The sequence below is a fragment of the Leucobacter sp. Psy1 genome (assembly GCF_020096995.1).
GTDB lineage: Bacteria > Actinomycetota > Actinomycetes > Actinomycetales > Microbacteriaceae > Leucobacter.
Window position 1 is genome coordinate 3,096,439 of record NZ_CP083692.1, and the last position, 15,949, is coordinate 3,112,387.

At 67.7% G+C, this 15,949-nt stretch carries 16 protein-coding genes; 6 read left to right on the top strand and 10 right to left on the bottom strand.

The window, feature by feature from the left end:
• Positions 1–24 precede the first annotated feature (24 nt).
• Complete coding sequence (locus K8P10_RS14705) at positions 25–465, bottom strand: hypothetical protein (RefSeq protein WP_224779627.1); 441 nt, start codon at positions 463–465, stop codon at positions 25–27.
• Positions 462–1,082, bottom strand: a complete 621-nt coding sequence (locus K8P10_RS14710) for a hypothetical protein (protein WP_224779628.1) — start codon at positions 1,080–1,082, stop codon at positions 462–464. The genes K8P10_RS14705 and K8P10_RS14710 overlap by 4 nt, the downstream gene beginning before the upstream one ends.
• 167 nt (positions 1,083–1,249) lie before the next feature.
• Here K8P10_RS14710 and K8P10_RS14715 point away from each other — a divergent pair, with 167 nt between their 5' ends.
• Positions 1,250–2,719 carry an amidase gene (locus tag K8P10_RS14715; RefSeq protein ID WP_224779629.1) on the top strand — a complete coding sequence of 490 codons (1,470 nt, stop codon included), beginning with the start codon at positions 1,250–1,252 and terminating at the stop codon, positions 2,717–2,719.
• On the opposite strand, the gene K8P10_RS14720 is transcribed toward K8P10_RS14715, so the two are convergent.
• The 6 genes from K8P10_RS14720 to K8P10_RS14745 form a co-directional block, all read right to left on the bottom strand.
• A complete protein-coding gene (locus K8P10_RS14720; protein ID WP_224779630.1) occupies positions 2,683–3,948 on the bottom strand; it encodes a glycosyltransferase in 1,266 nt (421 codons plus the stop codon). The genes K8P10_RS14715 and K8P10_RS14720 overlap by 37 nt on opposite strands.
• Before the next feature lie 88 nt (positions 3,949–4,036).
• Positions 4,037–4,702, bottom strand: coding sequence for a GntR family transcriptional regulator (locus K8P10_RS14725; protein ID WP_224779631.1), 666 nt, complete (start codon positions 4,700–4,702; stop codon positions 4,037–4,039).
• 128 nt (positions 4,703–4,830) lie between these two features.
• Positions 4,831–5,964 (bottom strand): bifunctional 2-methylcitrate synthase/citrate synthase, encoded by a 1,134-nt coding sequence (locus tag K8P10_RS14730; RefSeq protein WP_224779632.1) that lies wholly within the window; start codon positions 5,962–5,964, stop codon positions 4,831–4,833.
• Between the two features lie 43 nt (positions 5,965–6,007).
• Positions 6,008–6,919, bottom strand: coding sequence for a methylisocitrate lyase (gene prpB / locus K8P10_RS14735; RefSeq protein WP_224779633.1), 912 nt, complete (start codon positions 6,917–6,919; stop codon positions 6,008–6,010).
• Entirely contained in the window at positions 6,919–8,466 is a 1,548-nt protein-coding gene (locus K8P10_RS14740; RefSeq protein WP_224779634.1) for an MmgE/PrpD family protein, read from the bottom strand. Before K8P10_RS14740 ends, prpB begins: the two co-directional genes overlap by 1 nt.
• Positions 8,463–9,101 carry a GntR family transcriptional regulator gene (locus tag K8P10_RS14745; RefSeq protein WP_224779635.1) on the bottom strand — a complete coding sequence of 213 codons (639 nt, stop codon included), beginning with the start codon at positions 9,099–9,101 and terminating at the stop codon, positions 8,463–8,465. Before K8P10_RS14745 ends, K8P10_RS14740 begins: the two co-directional genes overlap by 4 nt.
• Positions 9,102–9,294: 193 nt before the next feature.
• Here K8P10_RS14745 and K8P10_RS14750 point away from each other — a divergent pair, with 193 nt between their 5' ends.
• The 5 genes from K8P10_RS14750 to K8P10_RS14770 all read left to right on the top strand — a co-directional run bounded on the left by K8P10_RS14750 (position 9,295) and on the right by K8P10_RS14770 (position 14,109).
• Positions 9,295–10,047: an SDR family NAD(P)-dependent oxidoreductase gene (locus K8P10_RS14750; RefSeq protein ID WP_224779636.1), complete on the top strand. Its 753-nt coding sequence runs from the start codon at positions 9,295–9,297 to the stop codon at positions 10,045–10,047.
• Between the two features lie 198 nt (positions 10,048–10,245).
• Entirely contained in the window at positions 10,246–10,461 is a 216-nt protein-coding gene (locus tag K8P10_RS14755; protein ID WP_224779637.1) for a heavy-metal-associated domain-containing protein, read from the top strand.
• Positions 10,462–10,469: 8 nt separating this feature from the next.
• Positions 10,470–11,444 (top strand): heavy-metal-associated domain-containing protein, encoded by a 975-nt coding sequence (locus K8P10_RS14760; RefSeq protein WP_224779638.1) that lies wholly within the window; start codon positions 10,470–10,472, stop codon positions 11,442–11,444.
• A 31-nt stretch (positions 11,445–11,475) separates the two neighbouring features.
• Positions 11,476–13,806: a cation-translocating P-type ATPase gene (locus tag K8P10_RS14765; RefSeq protein WP_224779639.1), complete on the top strand. Its 2,331-nt coding sequence runs from the start codon at positions 11,476–11,478 to the stop codon at positions 13,804–13,806.
• Positions 13,807–13,842: 36 nt separating this feature from the next.
• Positions 13,843–14,109 (top strand): YHS domain-containing protein, encoded by a 267-nt coding sequence (locus K8P10_RS14770; protein WP_224779640.1) that lies wholly within the window; start codon positions 13,843–13,845, stop codon positions 14,107–14,109.
• Between the two features lie 71 nt (positions 14,110–14,180).
• On the opposite strand, the gene K8P10_RS14775 is transcribed toward K8P10_RS14770, so the two are convergent.
• Together K8P10_RS14775 and K8P10_RS14780 are read right to left on the bottom strand one after the other, a co-directional pair.
• Complete coding sequence (locus K8P10_RS14775) at positions 14,181–14,888, bottom strand: GntR family transcriptional regulator (RefSeq protein WP_224779641.1); 708 nt, start codon at positions 14,886–14,888, stop codon at positions 14,181–14,183.
• A gap of 38 nt (positions 14,889–14,926) precedes the next feature.
• A complete protein-coding gene (locus K8P10_RS14780; protein ID WP_224779642.1) occupies positions 14,927–15,910 on the bottom strand; it encodes an NAD(P)-dependent oxidoreductase in 984 nt (327 codons plus the stop codon).
• Between the last annotated feature and the right edge of the window lie 39 nt (positions 15,911–15,949).

Sequence of the window (15,949 nt, forward strand, 5' to 3'; positions counted from 1 at the left end):
TCCCGCGCGAAGCCGATTGCGCCCTCAGGAGGACTCCGCCGCAATGCTCGCCGGCGGAACCTCGACACCTCTCACGTTGCGCTCCCAGAACCTGAAGCCGACTTCCCATCCGTCAGCCAGTTCAGCAGCCAATCGTTGATGCAGGCGGAGCGCTGTCGCGTAATGTGCCCGGAGCATCGCAATATTCGGCCAACCGGATTCCGGGTCGTAGAGCTCATCAAACGTCTCGCTCCACGCGACGATCTCTTGCTCCAGCGTTTTTGAGATCAGGCCGTCGGCATCACACAGGCCGTCGTCATCCCAGATGGGGACACCCGTCCCGTACTCACTGGACAGCCACACTCGACGACGCTGACGCACGGCAGATGCGTCCTCCCCGTTCCCCCGAGACGTGTGTCCGCTGAACGACGTCGCGAAGAAGACCTCGTCTCCGTGCGAGGATTCGTACCGACCGTGCCCGCTCATTTGCACTTCCCCACGTAGGACGTAATGATCGTCTTCTGGTTTTTCGAAACGATGACGCATGTGTCCCAGGTTGTCTGTTTGACCACCTTGCCTCGCACGATCTTCTTCTGAATCACACGTCCTCCGAAAGCAAGTTTGCTTCCCTTCTTCGCGGTAACCTTGACAGGCTTATCGAGAGTGCTCTGAGTCGCCCCAAACATGAACTGATCCCAGTTTGACTCCCTCTGCCCTGGATGGAAATTCATCTTTTTGATCCACTGCGCTTTGTGCTTGTAGTTGATATGGCGATATCCGGAGCCGGAATCCGTCCCACAGAGCATTTTTAGTTTTCCGCTGAAACGCCCTTGCGCCTTAAATGTGAAGGATTTGATGGGGTGTCGTGGGAACTTGTACAGCATGCAGTTGACGTGGTGATTCGGAGAAAGGCTGAACTGCACTGCACCTCTCCCCGGACCTGTCTGTTCCGGCTCTTCATTCAACCAAGATGTCGAACGCCCTGAAATATCGCCAGCATCTGCGCGGCTCGCAGCGAACGCACTCGCTTGTCCGGCCAACGTGAGCGTCACTGCTGCTACAAGCGCAGCAAGCACCCTGACAGCCCCATTCGAAATCGACACGGATCTCTTCCTCTCAGCACGCGGAGACCTTCATGAATCCCCGATGCCTGAAAGGTAATGGCACAGCACCGGCCTCCACATCGCTCACTTCAGGTAATCTTTCGTCGCAATTTCGGGGCCTACCGGGGCCCGCTGCCGAGGCGGGACAGCGCCGATAGGCTGAGCAGATGGGCGACTTCGCAGACCTCGACAGCGCACGGGACCCGCTCCTCGCACTGCGCGACGCGATCCTCACCGGAGACGTCTCCGCCCGAGCAGCGACGGAGGCAGCGCTGCAGCGGGCCGTCGACCGCACCGACCTCGGCGCATTCGTGACCCTGACCGCCGAGCAGGCACTCGCGGAGGCCGAGCACGCGGACGCGCAGTGGCGCAGCGCCACGTTCGACGTTGCGCACGCTCGCGGTGAGCATCGATCCTTGCCCCCGCTGCACGGCGTCCCCCTGGCGCACAAGGACCTCGTCGATGTCGCCGGCGCGCCCACCACCCGCGGCAGTGCCGCGCTGCCTCACACCGTCGCCGCAGCGGACGATCCCGGCGTCCAGCAGCTGCGCCGATCCGGGGCGATCTCCATCGGCAAGACGCAGGTGCCCGAGTTCGGGCTCACCGGCTACTCGGAGAACCGGATCGCCGACCCCGCGCGCAACCCCCGCGATCCCCGGTTGACGGCGGGCGGCTCCTCGGGCGGCAGCGCGGCCGCCGTCGCCGCAGGGATCCTCTCCGCAGCTCCGGCGAGCGACGGCGGTGGGTCGATCCGGATCCCCGCGCTCGCCTGCGGACTGATCGGCCTGAAACCCGGCCTGGGAACGATTCCGACGGACGTGCTGCGCGGGCATCGAGACTCGTTCGGCGCCCCGAAGCTCGGAGTCTCCGGCCCGCTCGCACGGTCGGCGCGCGACGCGGCCCTGCTCTTCGACGCCATGCGAGGCGACACGGCGGAGCGAACGCTCGCAGCGGTCCGCTCCGCCGACCGCCTTCGCGGACTCAGCATCGGCGTGAGCACGTCCACGCCGTTCGAGAGCGCCTACCCGACCCCGTTCTCCGCGGAAGCGCTCGCGGCGCTCGATGCAGCGCACCGTCGCCTCGAAACGCGACACCACGTCGACGCGGCGGAGATCCGCTACGACCCGGCCTACCCCGAACTCTTCACCGATGTGTGGACTGCCGGCCTCTCGCTGCTCGACCTCGGCGACGATCCCGGGGCGGCAGAACGCCTCATGCCCCTCACCCGCAGCTTCCGCGAACGCGCCCTGGCTCGATCGACGGCGCAGCACCGGGAAGCGGGCGCGCGCATCACCCGTCTCGCTGCGGACGTGCGCCAGCAGTGGGGCGCCTTCGACGTCGTACTCATGCCGGGTCTCGCGATGCGCCCGCCCGAGATCGGTGCGTTCCTGTCGCGCTCACCCGACGACGACTACCGGTTGCAGTGCGAGTGGGCCCCCTGCACCTCCATCGTGAACGTCTCCGGGCTGCCCGCAGTGGCGGTCCCGATGCTCGACACCCCCGACGGGCTATCGTTCGGCGTGCAGCTGGTCGGACGCCACGGGAGCGAAGCGACGCTCCTGCAGCTCGCGGAACAGCTGACCGCAGAACCGCCGGCGCGCTACCTGCCCGCCGACGACACCAGCAGATCGCGGTAGACGCCCACGAGCTTCCGCGCCGACGCACGCCAGTTGCGGGTCAACGCGAACCGGCGGGCGGCCTTCCCCATGCGCGTGGCCAGCTCCTCGTCCGCAAGCAGACGCTCGATCGCCGCCGCCCAGACTTCCGGATCGTCACCGGTCAGCAGGAGGCCCGTCTCGCCGTCCACCACCGACTCGCGCAGACCGCCGACGGACCGGGCGATGACCGGGATACCCGACGCCTCGCCCTCGAGCGCGACGAGGCCGAACGTTTCGGAGTGGGAGGGCATCAGCACGAGCGTCGTCCGCCGGAGACGCTCTGCCAGATCCTGCCGACGAAGCGCGCCGTCGAACGCCACGGTCGAGAGCATGCCCGATTCCGCGACGAGCTCGTGCAGACTCCTCGCGTAGTCGTCGCCGTCGGGCGGCGGCACACCGATGACCCGCAGCACAGGCCGCCGATCCTCGGGGATCGCGGCAACCGCGCGGACCGCCAGATCGACGCCCTTCAGCGGGTGCAGCCGACCCGCGACGAGCACCTCGGGCCGGCCGCCGCGGTCGAGCCACTCGCGGCGCTCGGCGCACTCCCCCGGCTCGCAGGGTCGGAACATGCGCGTGTCGACGCCGAGCGGCACCACTCGCACCCGGTCAGGGTCGGCACCGAGCCGCCCGAGGATCGTCGCGCGCTCGGCCTCGCTCACCGCGACGACGAGGTCCACCTCGCCCGCGAGGCGCTTCTCCCCCGCCAGCCGCCCGGGAGACTCGGGGCGCTCGCCCTCCGTCAGCGGTGAATGCGGGTCGGCCGCGATGCTGTGATAGCTCTGCACGAGCGGAATGCCGAGTTCACGGGAGGCGGGTAGCGCCGCGATCCCCGAGAACCAGTGCTCAGCGTGCAGCACATCGCACGGCTGCTCCCTCAGATGGTCGGCGAGCGCGACCCCGAACTCCTCCATCAGCGCCTCATGGTCGCCCTTCGCGAGCAGCCGCGGCGGCCCGACATCGAGATGCCGCACCGTCACCCCGCTCGAGAGTTCCACGGTCTCGGGAAGGTCGGGCGAGCTGCGGCGCGTGATCAGCTCGACCTCGTGCCCCAGCCGAGCGAGCTCCGCCGCCTGGTGCACCACCACCACGTTCATGCCCCCGGCATCCTTCGTGCCCGGCTCATCGAGCGGTGAGGTGTGCAGGACGACAAAAGCGATCCGCATGGCGGGTTCGTGCGCGTCTGCCGACGCGAGCTGATCAGTCACCCGTACGACGTTACGGCGTCGCGCGCGAGCGCGCCAACCGGCGGCTCCGACAGGGGTCGGCTCGCACTCCCGCGATGCCCGCCTCGGGTCAGGCGCTCTCGCGCGACTCCGGCTGCGGCCTGCTCTCGAAGTACTCGGCGAGCTGCTCACCCGACTTACGAATGTGCGCGCCCATCGCAGCGCGTGCCGCGCCGGGATCCCGAGCGATGATCGCCTCGAGCACCGACGTATGCGCGTGAGCGGTCGACTCGGCCCAGCCGTCGATCTGCGTGAAGAAGGCGCGAGGCACGTATCGAACGAAGTTACCGAGCGCCCAGCTCAGTCGTTCGGACCTCGCCGCGAGGTAGACCGCCGCATGGAACTCGTGATTCTTCCGCTCGAGCACGTCCCGCTCACCCGCGGCGACGCTGTCCATCAGTTCTCGGTGGACGGACCGCAGCTCTTCCACCGTCGCCTCGTCGGCGCGCTCAGCTGCGCGCGCTGCGAGCTCCCCGGCGATGAGCGCGTGCGCCTCGAAGATGTCACGAATGTGATCCGCGTCGAGCGGCGCCACCGTGAACCCTTTGCGGGGCACGAGCTCCAGGAACCCCTCGACGCGGAGCGCCTGCAGCGCCTCCCGAACGGGGGTTGCCGAGACCTCGAGCTCTTCGCCCACGGCCTCAGCCCGCACCGAACTGCCCGGCGCCAGCACTCCTGACATGATGGCCTGCCGCAGATGCGACGCGACCTCATCGCTGAGCTGCCGTCTCCGCATCAGTCGTCCCCTCGAGCGCTTCCCCGGCCCGCAGCGACTCCCGGCGGCCGGTCAACCGAGAGTAAGAATACTCTATTTTGCCAGTCTGACCGGCCACGACGTGGGAACCGCGGGAGGGCGCCGGGTTCTCAGCTCTCGATGTGCCGCTCGTCGGCTCCGTTGTACTCCGACAGCGGGCGGATCAGCGCGTTCGACGCGGCCTGCTCCATGATGTGCGCCGTCCACCCGGTGATGCGGGCCGCGATGAAGAGCGGCGTGAAGGTGACGGTGTCGAATCCGAGGAGGTGGTATGCCGGCCCGGAAGGGAAGTCGAGGTTCGGGTAGATGCCCTTCCGCTCGACGAACTCGCGCTCCAGCGCAGCGGCCAGATCGCCCACGTCGGCACGGTCGTAGTGCTCCACGAGACGGTCGAGGGCGGCCTGCATCGTGGGCACCCGCGAGTCGCCGTTCTTGTAGACCCGGTGACCGAAGCCCATGATCTTGCGCTTCTCGGATAGAGCTCGGTCGAGCCAGGCCTGCACATTGTCGGCGCTGCCGATCTCGTCGAGGATGTGCATGACCGCCTCGTTCGCACCGCCGTGCAGCGGTCCCTTCAGCGCTCCGATCGCGCCCGTCACCGCCGAGTAGAGGTCGGAGAGGGTCGACGTGATGACGCGTGCCGTGAACGTCGACGCGTTGAACGAGTGCTCCGCGTACAAGATCATCGATCGGTTGAATGCATCGACCTCGACCTCGGCGGGTTCGCGGCCGAACACCATCCAGAGGAAGTTCGCCGAGTAGTCGAGGTCGTCGCGCGGCTCGATCGCGTCCTCACCGCGGCGCCGGCGCTGGCCGTACGCGACGATGGCGGGGAGCGCGGCGAAGAGCTCGACACTGCGCGAAAGGTTCTCCTCCGGGGTGCCGGAAGCATCCAGCACTGAGCCGGATCCGGCGAGACTCCGCGCACCGATCACGCTGACCGCCGTGCGCACCTCGTCCATCGGGTGCGCGTCGAGCGGCAGGAGATCGATCGCCGCTCGCACCTCGGGATCGAGCGCACGATGCTTCCGCTCTTCGCCGCGGAGCGCCGACAGCTCGCCCGGGTTCGGCAACTCGCCATTCCACAGCAGATGCGCCACCGCCTCGAAGGACTGCGTATCCGCGAGCTCCTGCACGGGGTACCCGCGATACAGGAGACTGTTGGTCTCCGGGTTCACCTTCGAGATCGCGGTCACGTCGACGACGACGCCGACGAGACCCTTCTTGATGTCCGCATCCGCCATGGTGGCTCCTTTGCTCGGTGGGGTCGCTGTGCTGGAGGTCACGCTATCGCGCGACCGTGAAGTTGAACACGTCAGTGTCAAAATGGTTGTACGCCTGGTAGTCGACGAGATCGTAGAGGTCGGCGCGGTGCTGCATCTCGTCGAGGTTGTTTGTCAGGCTACCCGACGCGTTCAGCTCGTCGAGGGCGCGCCCCGTCGCCCCCATCGAGATGCGGAGCATCGAAACGGGCCAGATGACGAGATTCATCCCCACTTCGGCGAGCTGCTGCGCCGTGAACAGTTCGCTCTTGCCGAACTCCGTCATGTTGGCGAGCAGCGGGACATCGACGGCGTCCCGCATCGCGGCGAACTCGTCGAGTGTGCGCATGGCCTCGGGGAAGATCGCATCGGCGCCCGCGTCGACGAGCGCCTTCGCGCGATCGGTCGCCGCACGCAGTCCTGCCGCCCCGTCCTGGGTCGCCCGGATGTCGGTCCGCGCCATGACGAGGAAGTTCTCGTCGCGCCGGGCATCGACCGCCGCACGGATCCGCTGCGCCGCCGTCGACTCATCGACGACGGTCTTGCCATCGAGGTGCCCGCACCGCTTCGGATTGACCTGGTCCTCGATGTGGCAGCCGGCGAGGCCAGCGTTCTCGAGCTCCTGGATCGTGCGCGCCACGTTCATCGGTTCCCCGAACCCGGTGTCGGCGTCGATCAGCGTCGGCAGGTCCGTCATGCGCGCGATCTGCGCTCCGCGCCCGGCCACCTCCGTGAGCGTGGTCAGGCCGATGTCGGGGAGGCCGAGGTCTGCCGCGAGAACGGCACCCGACACGTAGACCCCGTCGAAGCCCTTCTGCTCGATGAGACGCGCAGAGAGGGGGTTAAACGCTCCTGGCATGCGGAGCAGCTCGCCGCTCGCGAGCCGCTCGCGGAATGCTCGGCGCTTCGCCTCCGGCGTGGTCTGCGCGTACAGCATCAGAAGAGCCCCTTCGGTGCGGCGGCGGGGTCGAGCAATCCGGGCCGGGCCACGATGTTGAGCTCGCGCACCTCGGCTGCGGTGAGCTCGGGCAGGCGCTGCACGAGATCGAGGAAGCGCTCGATCTCGTCCGACTCCAGCACGGGTTCGGCCAGGATCCTGAACTTGCGAATGTACTGCTCGCGCGCGAACGGTCGCGCGCCGAGCGGGTGGGCGTCGGCGACGGCGATCTCGTCGACGATGCGCTCACCGTTCGCGAGCGTGATCTCGACGCGGCCGCCGAAAGCCTTCTGGTCCGGGTCCTCGGAGTGGTACCTACGGGTCCACTCGGCGTCCTCGGCTGTCGTGATCTTGTGCCACAGCTCGACGGTGTCGGCGCGACCCGCGCGCTCAGGCGTGTACGAGTCGACGTGGTGCCAGCCGCCGTCCTGCAGCGCCACCGCGAAGATGTAGGGAATCGAGTGGTCGAGCGTCTCGCGGGAGGCAGACGGATCGTACTTCTGGGGGTCGTTCGCGCCCGATCCGATCACGTAGTGCGTGTGGTGGCTGGTGTGCAGCACGATGCTCTGCACGTTCGCCGGATCGGCGAGCTCCGGGCGCTCTCCGTGGAGCTTGCGGGCGAGATCGATCCAGGCCTGCGCCTGGTACTCGGCCGAGTGCTCCTTCGTGTAGGAATCGAGGATCGCCCGCTTCGCCTCACCGCGACCCGGCAGCGGCACGTCGTACGCCGCATCCTTGCCGTCGAGCATCCAGGCGATCACCCCGTCCTCGCCCTCGTAGATGGGACTCGGCGACGTCTGCCCGCGCATGGCCCGGTCGACGGCCTCGACCGCGAGCTTGCCGGCGAACGCCGGCGCGTGCGCCTTCCAGGTCGAGATCTCGCCCTTGCGGCTCTGCCGGGTCGCGGTCGTCGTGTGCAGCGCCTGCCCCACGGCCTGGAAGATCGTCTCGGTATCGAGGCCCAGCAGGGTGCCGATGCCTGCCGCAGCCGACGGGCCGAGGTGGGCGACGTGGTCGATCTTGTGACGGTGCAGGCAGATCGCTCGCACGAGATCCATCTGGATCTCGTACCCGGTCGCGATGCCGCGCAGGAGCGCGCTGCCATCGGCGCCGACGTGCTGAGCAACCGCAAGGATCGGCGGGATGTTGTCGCCGGGGTGCGAGTACTCCGCCGCGAGGAAGGTGTCGTGGTAGTCGAGCTCGCGCACCGCCACCCCGTTCGCCCACGCCGCCCACTCGGGGCTCGCGAGCGTCGGGTCACTCTCCGCGTGCGCGTCGCCGTCGAGGCCGAAGACCGTCGATCCACTTCCGCCGCGGGATACCGGGTGGGCGAGCGCCTGCGCGCGGGCAGCCACGATCGGGGCTCGGGTCAGCGATGCGGCGGCGACGGATGCGTTGTCGATGATGCGATTGATGATCATCTCGACGACGTCGCGGTCGAGGGCGACGTCATCGGTCGCTACCTCCGCGATCTTCCAGGCGAGCTGATCCTCGCGGGCCAGTGCCTCGTCGCTTCGATAGACGCGAACGTGATGGGTGACGGTCATGAGGTTCCTTCCGGCAGAGAGGCGAGGATCGCGCCGAGCGCGTGGTGGAGGTGGACGTGCGTGGCGTGCGCCGCGAGGTCCGCGTCGCCGTCGGCGATCGCGGCGGCGATGAGTCGGTGTTCGGAGACGGAGGCGCGCAGCCTCGCGTCGTTGTCGCGGGCGAGCCGTCGCGCCCGCGCCAGGTGCGTGCGGACAGTGCGGAGCGCGGAGGTGAGATACGGATTGTCGACCGCCGCGTCGACGGCCGCATCGAAGCGGGAGATGAGCGCGTAGTAGGCGTCCACTGCGGCGTCGTCGCCCAGATCCGCGTCGCCGAACGCATCCGCGAGACTGCGAAACTCAGCGTGGTCACCCCGGGCCGCGGCGAGACGCGCAGCGCTCTCCTCGAACGCCCGCCGCGCTTCGAAGAGGGCCCGAATGTCGGCGACATCGAAGCCGGAGACCACGAGCACGCGCGGCGACTGCTGCACGACCAGACCGTCGGCGATGAGCCGGCGCAGGGCCTCTCGCAGCGGCGTGCGACTCACGCCGAGACGCGCGGACTGCTCGACCTCGCCGAGCACGGTGCCCGGAGAGAGCGCACCGCTCTGGATCTCGTCGAGCAGTGCACCGTAGGCACGATCGCTCGCCCTCATGCCGCACTCTCTCGACTGACGCCCATGTCAGCCACTGTATACACAATAAGCGTGAATTACCAGTCTGGTTGCGCGAGTGGCAATCTATGTATACATACGGCAGGGACCCCGCGCCAAGCAAGCACTCAACATCGGGGCGTAGCGTGACGAGCGCACCGGCCCCGTCGGGGCCCTCGATCGAAAGGATCACTCCATGGCAACATACGATGTCGCAGACCGCTCAGCGATCGTCACCGGGGCAGGGTCAGGAATCGGACGCGCGACCGCGCTGCTCCTGGCGGCGAACGGCGCGAAGGTGGTGGTGCAGGATCTCGACGAGTCGGCCGCCCAGTCGGTGGTCTCCGAAATCGAAGCGGCTGGAGGCACCGCCGTCGCAGTCGTCGGCGACGCCTCGGCGACCGAGGTGGTCGAAGAGACCGTGCGCGCCGCGGAGCAACTGGCGCCGCTGCGCATCGGCGTCAACAACGCGGGCATCGGCGGCGCGGTGGCATCGACCGGCGACTACACGGACGCCGACTGGGAGAAGGTCGTCGGCATCAACCTCAACGCCGTCTTCCGCGGAACGCGCGCGCAGGTCAACGCCATGTCGGCGAACGGAGGCGGAGCGGTGGTGAACGTGGCGTCGATCCTCGGCAGTGTCGGTACGGCAGGTTCACCCGCGTACGTCTCGACGAAGCACGCGGTTGTCGGTCTCACGAAGACCGCGGCCATCGAGTACGCGACGACGGGAGTCCGCGTCAACTCGGTCGGTCCCGGCTACATCGACACCCCACTCCTCGCGAAGGCCCCGGAAGCGGCGAAGCAGGGACTGATCGCCAAGCACCCGATCGGCCGCCTCGGCCGCGCTGAAGAGGTTGCCCACCTCATCGCGTTCCTCGCGAGCGACGCCGCGTCCTTCGTCACCGGCAGCTACCACCTGGTCGACGGGGGCTACACGGCTCCATAGCCCACCCCTCTCTCCCCTCACCGAGATTGCGAAAAGTCCGGCTTCATCACCTGCGAAGCCGGACTTTTCGCAATCTCGACGCGGCGACAAGAGCGAGCCGACTGAGCGCAGCCACTTGCGCCGGATACCCCTCATGGGTATAGAGTGCTGGATACAGGTACCCCTCAGGGGTATAAGTCACGACGACAGGAGGAACCCATGGCCACCACCGAGTACCAGGTCACCGGCATGAGCTGCGGCCACTGCGAGACGGCGATTCGAGGAGAGGTCGGCCAGATCGCCGACGTCACCGACATCGACGTCAGCTCCTCGACGGGCAAGCTCGTCGTCACCACCGGCTCCGATACTCCCGCGGACGACGCCGCCGTGCTCGCGGCTGTCGAAGAGGCGGGCTACGACGCCCAGCGCGCCTAGGGATCACCATGAAGACTCCGGTTCGTCTCGGCCTCTACGGCCTCGGTCTCGTCGTCGCCTTCGTCGCGGCATTCTTCATCGCGAGCGTTGTCGTCCCGCCGACCGCGGTTGAAGCGCGCATGCAGGCAGCCGACGAGGGAAGCCACGGAGGACACGGTGCGGAGGCCGAGTCCGCAGGGAATGCCGGAGCATCCGCGGAGGCCCCGCGTGGGGTGACGCTCGAAGCCGATGGATTCGTTCTCGGCCCCGTCTCCGCCCCTCACGAGGTCGGCGAGTCTGGCGAGCTGAGCTTCTCGATCCTCGATGCCGAGGGAGCGCCGCTCACCGAGTACACCGAGTCCCACGAGAAGGATCTGCACCTCATCGTCGTACGCACGGACGGCGAGCAGTTCCGCCACGTGCACCCCGAGATCGACGCCGATGGCGTCTGGTCGGTGCCGTGGGAGTGGGACGAGGCGGGCAGCTACCGCGTCTTCGCCGACTTCCAGCCGGGCGACGCAGAGGAAGCGCTCACCCTCACTCGTACCCTGAACGTCGGCGGCGAGTTCACGCCAGCCGATGTCCACGAGACGCGTCTCGAGTCGAAGGTCGACGGGTACGACGTCACCCTCGAGGGCGACCTCACCGCAGGCGCGGGATCGACACTGACCCTCACGGTCGCTCGCGACGGAGAGCCGGTGACCTCCCTGGAGCCCTACCTCGGCGCGTTCGGGCACCTCGTCGCGCTGCGTGATGGCGACCTCGAATATCTCCACGTGCATCCGGAGGGCGAGGAACCGCAGAGCGGCGATCGCTCGGGCCCCGAAGTCGAGTTCGCCACCGAGGCGCCCACTCCGGGCCTGTACCTCCTGTACTTCGACTTCCAGGTCGACGGAGAGGTGCGCACCGCATCGTTCGTCGTCGACGCCGCAGCGAGCGACTCCCCGGCGGACGAGGACCACGACGACGCCAGCTCCGGCGGCGATCACGGCGACGACCACTGATTCCACCCGCGGCACCAGAAGGAAGGGCATCATGTCCACACCGCAGACGCACTCGGCGACCGATACCGCTGGTGAGCACGTCGAACTCCAGATCGGCGGCATGACCTGCGCCTCGTGCGCCATGCGCATCGAGAAGAAGCTGAACAAGCTCGAGGGCATCGAGGCGACCGTGAACTACGCCACGGAAAAGGCGCGCGTGCAGACCCCCGCCGGGTATGACGCGCAGCTGCTCATCGCCGAGGTCGAGAAGACCGGGTACACCGCTGAGCTGCCGAAGGCGGCCCGCGCAGCGGATGAGACAAGCGACGCGGAGGAGCCCGATCACGAGCTCATCGCCCTCAGGCAGCGCCTCATCGGCTCGATCATCCTGTCGGTTCCGGTCATCGCGATGGCCATGGCTCCGCCCCTGCAGTTCGACTACTGGCAGTGGCTGTCGCTCGCACTCGCGGCTCCGGTCATCGTCTGGGCGGCGTGGCCATTCCACCGTGCCGCCGCGATGAACCTGCGTCACGGCACGGCGACGATGGACACGCTCGTCTCCGTCGGCACTACCGCTGCCTTCCTGTGGTCGCTGTACGCCCTCTTCTTCGGCACGGCAGGCGTGACCGGCATGACCCACCCGTTCGAGATCTCCATCTCGCCGACCGACGGTGCCGCGAACATCTACCTCGAGGTCGCAGCGGGCGTGACCATGTTCATTCTCGCCGGCCGCTACTTCGAGAAGCGGTCGAAGCGTCAGGCGGGCGCCGCGCTCCGCGCGCTCCTCGAGCTCGGCGCGAAGGACGTCGCGGTCATGAGGAACGGCGCCGAGATCCGGATCCCGATCGACGAGCTCTCGGTCGGCGATGAGTTCGTAGTGCGTCCCGGTGAAAAGATCGCGACGGACGGCGTGATCGTCTCGGGCCACTCCGCCATCGACGCCTCGATGCTGACCGGCGAATCGGTGCCGGTCGAGGCCGGCCCGGGTGACGCCGTCACCGGGGCGACGGTCAACGCGAGCGGCCGCCTCGTGGTCCGCGCGACGCGTGTCGGCGGCGACACGCAGCTCGCACAGATGGCGAAGCTCGTCGAGGACGCCCAGTCGGGGAAGGCAGAGGTGCAGCGCCTCGCCGACCGCGTCTCCGGCATCTTCGTGCCGATCGCGATCATCATCGCCGTCATCTCGCTCGGCGGCTTCCTCGGCGCGGGGTTCCCTGCCGCCTCGGCGTTCACCGCCGCGGTGTCCGTACTCATCATCGCCTGCCCCTGCGCCCTCGGCCTCGCCACGCCCACGGCGCTGCTCGTCGGCACGGGGCGCGGCGCGCAGCTCGGGATTCTCATCAAGGGACCCGAGGTCCTGGAATCCACGCGGCGGATCGACACCATCGTGCTCGACAAGACCGGCACGGTCACCACCGGCAAGATGACCCTGATCGACGCCGTCGCCACTTCGGGTCAGGATCGCGCCGAGCTCCTCCGCATCGCCGGAGCCATTGAGGACGCCTCCGAGCACCCCATCGCTCAGGCCGTGGCAAAGGGCGCCGTGGACGAGCTGGACATCGTGCTCCCCGAGGTCGAGAACTTCCAGAACGTGGAGGGCAAGGGCGTCACCGGCATCGTCGAAGGGCAGGCCGTGCTCGTCGGGCGGAGGACGCTGCTCGAGGACTGGTCGATCACGATCGATCCCGAGATCCAGCGCGCCCAGGAGGCGGCAGAGGATCGCGGCCAGACCGCCGTCCTCGTCGCCTGGGACGGTCGTCTCCGCGGGCTGCTCGTCATCGCCGACCGTGTGAAGCCGACGAGCCCCGAGGCGATCCGACAGTTCCGCGAACTCGGCCTGGAGCCGATCCTGCTCACCGGCGACAACACGACGGTCGCGCAGCGCATCGCCGCAGAGGTCGGCATCGAGCGCGTCATCGCCGAGGTCATGCCGAGCGACAAAGCCGATGTCATCGTGCAGCTGCAGAGCGAGGGCAAGAGCGTCGCCATGGTGGGCGACGGCGTGAACGATGCCGCAGCGCTCGCGCAGGCCGACCTCGGACTCGCCATGGGCACCGGTACCGATGCGGCCATCGAAGCGTCAGACCTCACCCTTGTGCGGGGCGACCTGCGGAGTGCGGCCGACGCAATCCGCCTCTCGCGCCGCACGCTCGGCACCATCAAGGGCAACCTGTTCTGGGCGTTCGCCTACAACACCGCGGCGATCCCGCTGGCGGCGTTCGGCCTGCTCAATCCGATGCTCGCCGGGGCGGCAATGGCGTTCTCGAGCGTCTTCGTCGTCGGCAACAGCCTGCGTCTCCGGTCGTTCCGGAGCCGCGCGCTCGACTCGGAGCCGACTGCCGCCTCCGCACCCGCGTCGTCGCCAGCGCGCGTCGCCGCCTGACCTGTAGATCCCCCACCCTCCGATGAAAGGAACCCCATGTGCGGTGAGCACTCACACGACACCGAGAAGACCGAGGCGGCCCCTGCGCAGGCCTCCTCCTGCGGCGGACACGGCCCTGCCGTCACCGCGACCGACGACTCCGTCGCCGAATGCCCCGTGATGCGCGGTAGCTATATCGCGAAGGCAGATGCGGAAGCGCAGGGCCTCGTCCGCGACTACAACGGGCAGCGGTACTACCTCTGCTGCGCCGCGTGCGGACCGCTGTTCGACGCCGATCCCGAGAAGTACGTCTCCGCACTGTAGCGCGGCGTTCGTTCGCGTAGGCCCGGGTCCCATTGCGGGGATCCGGGCCTACGTGCGTGCGGTGCGTGTGCTCAGGATTCCAGGAGGCGCTCGAGGGTTGCTCGCCGCGCACGGTCTGCATGATCGACACTTGCCGCGGCTGCGGCCTCGGCGTCTTGAGCGACGATCGCCTCCGTAATCCGTCGATGCTCACCGACGATCTCGCGCATGCGCTCCACGGTGTACGTGCGCGTTCCGAAGAGCCGGATAGCCGTTTCCACGGTTCCGAGCATTCTTCGCAGATAGAAATTCGTCGCGGACTCGCCGAGCGTGCGGTGGAACTCGATATTGAGGTCGTGGAAGTCAGAGTTTCTCCCGGCTTCGGCCGCCTCGCTCATGAGCCCATCGAGCTCGGCGAGTCGCTCACGATCCTCGAGAGGAGCATTCTTGGCAGCCATCGATGCCGCGAGCGACTCCAGACTGCCTCGTACCTGATAGACCACCACCATGTCCTCGCTCGTCAGAACGGTGACGCGAGCCCCCTGCCCGGGTTCTCGAACGATCAGACCCTCTTCTTCGATCCGATTGAGCGCCTCCCTGAGTGGGGTGCGCGAGATCCCCAGCGTCTCGGCGAGCGACTCCTCGCGCAACCACTGTCCGGGCGGGAGCACGCGATCGAAGATCGCCTCTCGCAGTGCGCGCGTGGTATCCGCGACCGCGCTTCCCCGCTTGCGGTCGCTCCTCCGATACCGCGTCAGATCGGGCTGCCCGGCCGCGAGGTGGTGATCCGAATCGGGCATCATCTCTCTTTCTCGGATGCCCCACGCAAAGGTGCGGGCTACTTGACGAAGCTCGTATCGCCCCACTGCTCCCATAGTTTAGCGAGAGCGGCGTAGTCTTCTCGCGACCACCCCATGGACATCGCCATTTCGTAGATCCCATGAGCGGCGGAGATCGTCGGGGTGGGGAGCCCGGCGTCCATGGCCATCCGAACCGCGAGCGTGCTGTCCTTTCGCGCCGCCTCCAGCGACATGCCGCCCTCGTAATCTCCTTCCCGCACGCGCTCCGCGATCCGGTGGGTGAGCGGCCGCATCAGACCACCGTCAGGCGCAGCGAGGATCGAGATGATGGCCTCGGGGTCAAGATCGGCGCTCTTCGACAGCGCGAGCGCCTCCGTCAAGATCACCATCACCACGTGAGCCACGGCGTTGTTGATGACCTTCGCCGCCATGCCGGCGCCGGACGCACCCAGGATCGTCTGTTTCGGAGTGATCGCGTCGAGCAGGGGTTGAACCTGCGCGATACGCGCCGCATCACCTGCGAGCACCAGCCCAGCCGTTCCGGATCGCATCTGCGCGACGCCGGACAGGATTGCCGCATCCAGGAGTTCGATTCCCGCTCCGGCGAAGATCCCCCGGGTCGAGAGCAGGTCCGAGGGCGTGACTGTACTCGTCTCGAGCACGGTGCTCACCACTCCGGGAGCCGCGGCGATCTGTCGCGCGACTGCAGCGGACGCCGCCGGTGCGGGGAGCGACATGAGCACCGTTTCGCAGCGCCGCGTGAGGTCCGAGATCTCACCGGTCGCCTCGATGCCGGCCTGCTGAGCAGCATCTCTTCTCTCGGCCGAGAGGTCGACCCCCAAGACCGGGAAGTCTTGCGCGAGCCGCTCGGCTATCGCAAGCCCCATGTTGCCGAGTCCGACAATTCCTACTGTTCCATCGTTCGGTTGGGACACCTTCATCTCCTTTGAACTTTTCTCTCTCGAACTCGTGATTGCACGATCAGTGTCTACCCAGTAGATTATCTTGCATGCAAGGTGCATTCAACAATGAAGTTTTTATTTTGGGCGATCGAGCCCTTC